The sequence below is a fragment of the Pseudovibrio sp. POLY-S9 genome, assembly GCF_001431305.1.
Lineage (GTDB): Bacteria > Pseudomonadota > Alphaproteobacteria > Rhizobiales > Stappiaceae > Pseudovibrio.
Window position 1 is genome coordinate 11,480 of the sequence record NZ_LCWX01000095.1, and the last position, 7,830, is coordinate 19,309.

4 protein-coding genes and 1 pseudogene are annotated in these 7,830 nt (G+C 55.0%); 3 read left to right on the plus strand and 2 right to left on the minus strand.

Going from position 1 to position 7,830, the window contains the following annotated elements:
- Positions 1-197: 197 nt before the first annotated feature.
- The 3 genes from PPL9_RS08480 (at position 198) to PPL9_RS08490 (ending at position 7,007) form a co-directional block, all read left to right on the plus strand.
- Positions 198-623, plus strand: coding sequence for a DUF4437 domain-containing protein (locus tag PPL9_RS08480; RefSeq protein ID WP_057462303.1), 426 nt, complete (start codon positions 198-200; stop codon positions 621-623).
- A 338-nt stretch (positions 624-961) separates the two neighbouring features.
- A complete protein-coding gene (locus PPL9_RS08485; protein WP_057462304.1) occupies positions 962-4,414 on the plus strand; it encodes an indolepyruvate ferredoxin oxidoreductase family protein in 3,453 nt (1,150 codons plus the stop codon).
- A gap of 562 nt (positions 4,415-4,976) precedes the next feature.
- Positions 4,977-7,007: a methyl-accepting chemotaxis protein gene (locus PPL9_RS08490; protein ID WP_208989250.1), complete on the plus strand. Its 2,031-nt coding sequence runs from the start codon at positions 4,977-4,979 to the stop codon at positions 7,005-7,007.
- Between the two features lie 112 nt (positions 7,008-7,119).
- Here PPL9_RS08490 and PPL9_RS08495 read toward each other — a convergent pair whose 3' ends face one another.
- Positions 7,120-7,446: a DUF1330 domain-containing protein gene (locus tag PPL9_RS08495; RefSeq protein WP_057462306.1), complete on the minus strand. Its 327-nt coding sequence runs from the start codon at positions 7,444-7,446 to the stop codon at positions 7,120-7,122.
- Positions 7,447-7,517: 71 nt separating this feature from the next.
- Positions 7,518-7,830: pseudogene (locus tag PPL9_RS08500) on the minus strand (TetR/AcrR family transcriptional regulator); the annotation flags it as partial.

Here is a 7,830-nt window from a genome sequence, read left to right on the forward strand (position 1 = left end):
GGCGTTCTCCAGTGTTCGCTCGCGGGTCAGGTGCATAATCACCAGAAGATCGTCTGCGCTCAGTTTCATATGCATGTCCGCCCTTGTTCGCTGCAACTATGCATATTTCACAGGATCAGGGCAATCGCTAGTCTCAGCCTCACACCGAGAGCACATCTCTTTGCGCTCATGAAAACAGAGAGTTACAAGGATTAGCCATGTTTAAGACAGCCCTGAAAGCCATCAGCACCGCAGCCTTGATCACCATGTCCACCGCCGCCTTTGCTGGTGGAGATGATGACCATATGACCCAGCTGAAAGACATTGAGTGGACCCAGTTTGGCAACACGCCGATCCACATTTCTGTGTTGTGGGGCGACCGTGATACCGGCCCTTACGGCATGTACCTGAAGATGCCAGGCGGCTTCCACGTAGGGGAACATGGCCACTCCAACGACTACAACGCCATCACCGTGCAGGGACAGTGGGAACACACCCGCGCTGGCAAAAAAGAAGTGCTGCCGGTGGGCTCGCACGTGATGCAGCCGGGGCAAGAGTTCCACGATGACGCCTGCGTTGGCCCAAAAGACTGCATCCTGCTGGTCGTCCAAAACGGCAAAGGCGACGTCCTGCTGCCACAGTAAGGCGGACTATGCTGTAAATGCTTGAGTTTTCGATCAGAAATGGGGCCGTTCGGGCTCCATTTTTGTGTGTTGGCCGGTGTGCTGAGCCTAGCCGAAACTACCGTAGCGGATTGCTGAAGTCTTAAGGAAATCAGAGGCTTCAGGGCGTTCAGTTTGGTTATCTGTTGTATTCAAAGGGATTATTGTACATCCGCTGATATTTCATGCAGTATGGGTCTACGTAATATTGCGAGTAGGCCGCACCTTATAATCAAATCCCCAAAAAATCTTGGGTCTTTTCATCGCAGATAATTTCCTGCCGCACCCCGGCAACGCCAGACATTTGTGAGAGTTACCTGATGGTTTCTGAAGAAAAAAGCAGTGTGCCGACCCCGACCAAGAGCCACAATGCCCCGTCACTGGATGACAAGTACACCCAGACCAGCGGTGTTGTCTTTCTCACAGGCAATCAGGCACTGGTGCGCCTTCCGTTGCAGCAGCGCATGCGTGATGAGCTGGCGGGGCTGAATACGGGTGCTTTTATCTCCGGTTACCGCGGCTCTCCGCTTGGGCGTTACGATATGGAGTTGTGGCGGGCGCAGCTGCATCTGGATAAGCACAGCATTGTATTCCAGCCAGGCGTGAATGAGGATCTAGCGGCAACGGCGATCTGGGGCTCACAGCACGTGGGCAACATGAAGATGCGCAACAAGGATGGCGTGGTTGGCTTTTGGTACGGTAAAACGCCGGGGGTGGACCGTTCTGGCGATGCCTTCCGCCATGCCAACTTTGCAGGCACCCACCCCAAGGGCGGTGTTGTGGCGTTGTGTGGGGATGACCACGCGGCCAAGTCCTCCACCGTTGCTGGCCAGTCGGACCATGCGTTGATTGCCTCTGGCATGCCGGTGCTTTACCCAGCCAACCCGCAGGACATTCTGGATTACGGCATTCTGGCCGTGGAGATGAGCCGTTACAGCGGGTGCTGGGTGGGCGTGAAACTGGTGACGGATGTGGTGGAAAGCGCTTCCAGCGTGGAGGTAGATCTGGACCGCATTGAGATTGTGAAACCGGACCTGAAAGACCCGCAGGGCGGCGTCTGGATTCGCGAGATCGATCTGCCCGTGCAGCAGGAAAAGCGACTGCTGGAAGAGAAGATTCCACGTGCGCTGGCCTTTGCGCAGGCCAACAACATCAACCAGATCACCCACGATGCCCATGAGCCGGAGGTGGGCATCATCGCCTCGGGCAAATCTTACTCCGACTTGCGTCAGGCCATGAACGAGCTGGGTTTGACCTCTCTGGAAACAGAAAAGCGCCGCATCCGCATTCTGAAGATTGGCATGGTGTGGCCGCTCGATCCCAAGATTATCGAGGCCTTTTCCAAGGGGCTCAAGAAGATCCTTGTGGTGGAAGAAAAGCGCCCAGTTGCTGAGGATCAGCTGAAAACCATCCTGTTTGATGCGGGTATGTCGCTCAAGGTGCAGGGCAAGGGCCTGTTGCCCAATTCCGGCGTGTTGGCCGCCAATCAGGTGGCCTCTGCCATTGCAGAGTTTTTGGAGGATGATGGGCTTAAGGCCAAAGTGCCGGTGCCGATCAAGCTGAAGCCGGGGCCGGTGCGCCGTCCCTCGTTCTGCTCCGGTTGCCCGCACAACACCTCCACCAAAGTACCGGATGGTAGCCGCGCGCTGGCAGGCATTGGCTGCCACACCATTGCGTATTTTAATGATCCGGTGAAGACCAAGGCCCCCTCTCAAATGGGCGGCGAGGGTATGCACTGGGTGGGTCAGGCACCGTTTACGGATGAGCCGCATGTGTTCGCCAATATGGGCGATGGCACTTATTTTCACTCCAGCTTTCTGGCCATGCGTCAGGCTGTGGCTGCTGATGCGACCATGACCTACAAACTGCTGGTCAACGGGTTTGTTTCCATGACGGGCGGACAGCCCGTTGATGGCGAGCAATCCGTACCCCAGCTCATCACCGCCGCGCTCAATGAAGGCGTGAAGAAGGTGGTTGTGGTGACCGAGGATGTGGAACGGGTAGAAGCTCAATCCATTCCGGCAGGCGTTGAGGTGCACCACAGACGAGAGCTGGAAGCGGTGCAGCGCGATCTGCGTGAGATACCGGGTGTGACAGTGCTGATTTACGATCAGGCTTGCGCCACTGAGCGTCGCCGCTTGCGCAAGCGCGGCAAGTGGGAGGACCCGAAGGTCCGCACCTACATTCACCCGGACATCTGCGAAGGATGTGGCGATTGTGGTGAGAAGTCGGGTTGTCTTTCCATTGAGCCGCTGGAAACGCCACTGGGCCGCAAACGGCAGATCAACCAATCCAGCTGCAACAAGGATTTCTCCTGCGTTGAGGGGTTTTGCCCCAGCTTCGTGACCATTCACGGTGCAGAGCCGAAGAAGGCCACCACACCTGCAGAACGTCAGGTGGAAAGCGTGGGCGATGAGCTGTTGGCAGAGCCGGAACTGCCCGCCATCAACGGCGCGACTGGGCTGCTGGTCACTGGTATTGGCGGCACAGGCGTTGTCACCATTGGCGCGATCCTGTCCATGGCCGCGCATCTGGATGGCAGCCGCGTTTCCACGCTGGACCTGACGGGCCTTGCGCAAAAGTACGGGGCGGTGATGACGCATATGCGCATCGCCAAATCCGTGGATGGTTTGCAAAGCGCACGATTGGCGGTTGGCGAAGCGGATGTTGTGATCGGCTGTGATCTGGTGGTGACAGCGGGTGATGAAACGCTGACAACACTGCGACAGGGCTCCGCTCAGGTGGTGGTGAACACGGAAGAAGTGCCGACCATCGACTTTTCCAAGAACCCGGATTGGGACATCAACACGCCCAACCTGCAGGCGCGGCTGAGCGAGGCTGTTGGTGACCGGCTGGATTACTTCGACACCACGCAGGCTGCGAAAGACCTGTGCGGCGATGCGGTGATGGCAAACATGATGCTGTTTGGTGCGGCCTGGCAGCGTGGCCTCATTCCGGTAACGCTCGGTTCCATCCGTCAGGCCATTGAGCTGAACGGTGTGGCCCGCGACAAGAACTTCGAGGCCTTCAACTGGGGCCGCCTGATGGTGCTGGACCCGGAGCGGGTTGCCAAAGCACGGGCACCGGTTGCGCAAGTGGTGAAGCTGGATCGTCCGCTGCCGCTGGAAGAGCTGATTGAGGACCGGGTGAACCGCCTCAAGGAGTATCAAGGCAGCAGCCTTGGCAGGTTTTACCGTCAAAAGCTGGTTGCGCTGAAAAAGGCCGGAGCGGGCGAACAGATACTTCGCACCGCCGCGACGCAATATTTCCGTCTGCTGGCGCATAAGGACGAGTTTGAAGTCGCGCGCCTGTTCTCACAGCCACAGTTCAAGCAGAGCCTTGCGGAGACTTTCGAGGGCGATCTGGAAGTGCGCTTCCACATTGGCGGCGGTCCCTTTGCGAAAAAAGACCGTGTGACCGGCCTGCCAGTGAAGACTGAGTTCGGGCCGTGGATGATGAAGTTATTCTCGGTCCTCTCCAGCCTCAAAGGCCTGCGCGGTTCGTTCCTTGATCCCTTCCGCAAAAATGAGGAGCGCGTTCTGGCAAATGAAATGCGTTCATCATATGAGGCAGACATGGATCTGGTCTGCACTCATCTGGCAACAGCTGGTGAGAAGGTTGCACATGATTTGCTGAGCTGGCCAGTGAAAGTGCGCGGGTACGGCCACGTACGAGCGGGCAATGCGGAAAAAGCGCTGAAGCTTCGCGAGCGACGCATATCTGCACTTAGTAACGCACAAAACAACGCAAAGCCGGAGAAGGTGTCTGCGTAAGCGTAACGTAATGATATGTTTGATGGAATTGGGGTGAGGCCTACGGGTTTCACCCCGTTTTGGTTTTGGGGTTTACATAGCAACGCAAACAGGCTCAGCGATTTTTTGTAGAAAATTGGCCCCCTCTGCAGGATCGCACAAGATCATGCAGTTATTCCCTCAGTCCAAGACATGCAGCGGAGTTGTGGCGGCAACCTGCCGTTGATGAGATGCCCTGAGCGCAAGATGTAGGTACTAGTACCGCCCTAGTTTTGAGTTTTTCAAAGATTAATTCCAAAATGTGTATTATGCACTTATGGATAAACCCTAATAGTGACCCCAGTTCTATTTTAGTAGTCTCCAATAAAACGGGTTCTCTGTCAGGGATGTAAACTGATTTAAGCTTATCTCTATTATGTATTGTGATGACAAATTCAGTTAAATATTAACAAAACTATAATAATAGTGGCTGTTGTATTTACGCAAGGAGAGGGTTAATCAACCAGAGGTGGTTGAAACCAGCATCATATGAGTGAGAGATGGCGGAACCCGTACTGATTTCTACAGTATGGCGAAGCAGAAAATGAAACTAAGTCATCGCATTGTCAGCGCATCAGCAGCGGTTCTTCTCGTTGCCTCATCGCTCGTAATTTCGATCGGAACCTACCTCAGCATGCAAACGGCTGAGCAAGACAGCCGGGCCTTGTTCAACTCGGTTGCGTCCGGACTGGCCGTCACAGCGCAGGATCTTTTAAAAGAGTCGCAGGTTATTTCCACAACACTTGCACGCACTTACGGCGCTGAGATCGACAGCGGAGATGCTTCGCGCACCAACATCGCGCTCATGACAGAAGCAGCTTTGCGCGGTACAACGGACATCCTCGGCATCGCCGTCTTCCTGCAGCCGGATGTTGCAGGCAAAGATGCTGATTACGTTGGCAAGAAGTACGCTTCTGACACTGGCCAGTTCGTCCCCTACTTCTACATAGAAAATGGCAGTGTTCAGTCCCTGACAGCAGACATTGGCCGTGCTGATGTTCAGCGGCGTATGCGCAGGACGATACAGCAGAAAAGCCAATTCGTAACTGAGCCTTACACCTTTGATGTTGAAGGCAAAAAAATCCTCTCCGCCTCCGTTCTGGACCCAATTTTGAACGCAAAAGGCGAGGCTGTTGGTGTTGTGGTGATCGATGTTGATTTCGATAAGCTGCAGGAAAAAATGGGTGCCGCCAACTTTTATGACACTGGCCGTCTGGCCGTGGTCAGCGAAGACGGGCTCTGGGTCAGCCACAGCGACCGCTCTATTTTAGGCGAGAAAGTCCGCCCGGTTATCGAGAGCATCATGAACGGCGTCCGCGACAAAGCGAACGTGCAAGAAGTCGGTGATCGCCTGTTTATTTTTGAGAAGTTTCAACTGGGTACGACGGATCAGTACTGGTTTGCCGGTATGTCCGTTACCACTGAGGAGCTGACAGCTGGTGCCCGCAACACCCGCGATATGGCGCTGATCGCAGCAGTGGTTTCCGGCCTGATTGGCTGCATCATCTTATGGTTCATCGGCAATTCCATCGCCCGCCCAATCGTCAACCTGACACACCGCATGCAGTCTCTTGCTGATGGCAATGTTTCCGATGAGGTGCAGTACACTGGCCGCTCTGACGAAATCGGCCAGATGGCTAACGCCTTGAAAGTGTTTGTAACTGCGGTCTCTGAACGCCAGAGCTTGCAGTCCGAAGCGGAAAAAGAGCACTTGCGCGAGGCGGAGCGTCAGAAGCAATCGGCCAAGCTGATCGAGGCATTCTCAGGCACCGCAGAAACCGCACTGACGGTCATTCACAGCCGGTTTGACGAGCTGGAGCAGACCTCCAAGGAACTGGCGAGTATTGCCGAGGATACAAACGTCCAAACCACTGCTACCTCAGCAGCTTCTGAAGAAGCAACGGCCAACGTACAGACAGTAGCCTCTGCTTCTGAGGAGCTTTCAACCTCCATAGAAGAGATTGCGCAGCAGATTGCCCGCACCAACAAGGTGATCACCCAAACCAACGATGCAGTACAGGCCACCAACACCAAAGTGCTGGATCTGGACGGTACGGCGCAGCGCATTGGCGAGGTGGTCAATCTCATTCAGGACATCGCCGAGCAAACCAACTTGCTGGCGCTCAACGCGACTATTGAGGCGGCTCGTGCCGGTGAGATGGGCAAGGGCTTTGCCGTTGTGGCAACCGAGGTGAAGGAGCTGGCGAGCCAGACCTCCAAGGCGACCGAAGAGATCTCCCAGCAGATTGCGGAGATTCAGGGCTCTTCCAAGGATGCTGTTGAAGCCATTCAGGAAATCACCTCCAGCATCCGGCAGGTCAACGAGTTTGCATCCAATATTGCGGCCTCTGTTGAGCAGCAGGGCGCGGCCACTGCCGAGATCACTGAAAACGTGCATCAGGCAGCAACAGGCACGCAGAACGTTTCTGAAAACATGGTGCTGGTGGCGCAGGCTGCAGAGAAAACCAATCAGTCCTCTGATCTTGTCTCCAAAACCGCCTCATCCGTGCGGCAAGAGGTTGTTGACCTGCGCGAGCAGATCGACGACTTCCTGTACAAGGTACAGTCCGTATAAGGCTGTGACCTAACGATAAATCAGGCTGGTGAAGTGATAGGCTTTGCCAGCCTTTTTTGATGCCGGGATATAGCGGCATGCACCTATCCCTCGCTTCATCTGCGATGTGAGGTCATCTCGTGAAATAACCTGACTTCACAACGCTTTCAGTTTCCGAATGACCTGGAACCACAGTCGCAAATCCCTCGATAACCTGACTGCTGAACTTTCTAAGCTCGATCATTTCTTCTGAATTGTAGAAGGTCACAGCAGCCTCAAAACTCTCGAACCTGTACATCACCATATTTGTGTAGGATGTTGGCCCCGCAAGGGTTTTCATTGGGCTTGCGACGATCAACTCGCCACCATATTTTTCGATAATAGGAAGGGATCTGGGGCCGAGTTCCTCAATGCGCGACCTGTCGATAATATTGTAGTGGTGAAGAACATAACCAGCCATTTAAAATATCCTGAAATTATAAAGTGAGGCGACGCCTACATAACTGCGCCTGCTAAGCAAACCCGGCCCATCTAAATGGTGTCGACCAGAACGGTGACTGTCTCTTCCAGCTCTGCCAAGGGCGTGCCGCCGCGCACCATGACGCGCAGGCCGAAGTAACCTGCAGCCAACAGATTGGCCTTCTGCTTTCGCAAGGCATCATCACTCTTGTAGGGCTCGGAGACAGCAAGGGCGGTGTTGAACAGGTCCTGCGTGCTCTGGATACCTTCCTGCGCGTTGAGCTGGATCTGCTGATCATCATGGGCGTGCTCAATGGCGGAGTTGCACAGGAAGCAACCGCTGCGATCGCCGTTGCGCACTGGCTCCAGCACTGCTGCAAACAGA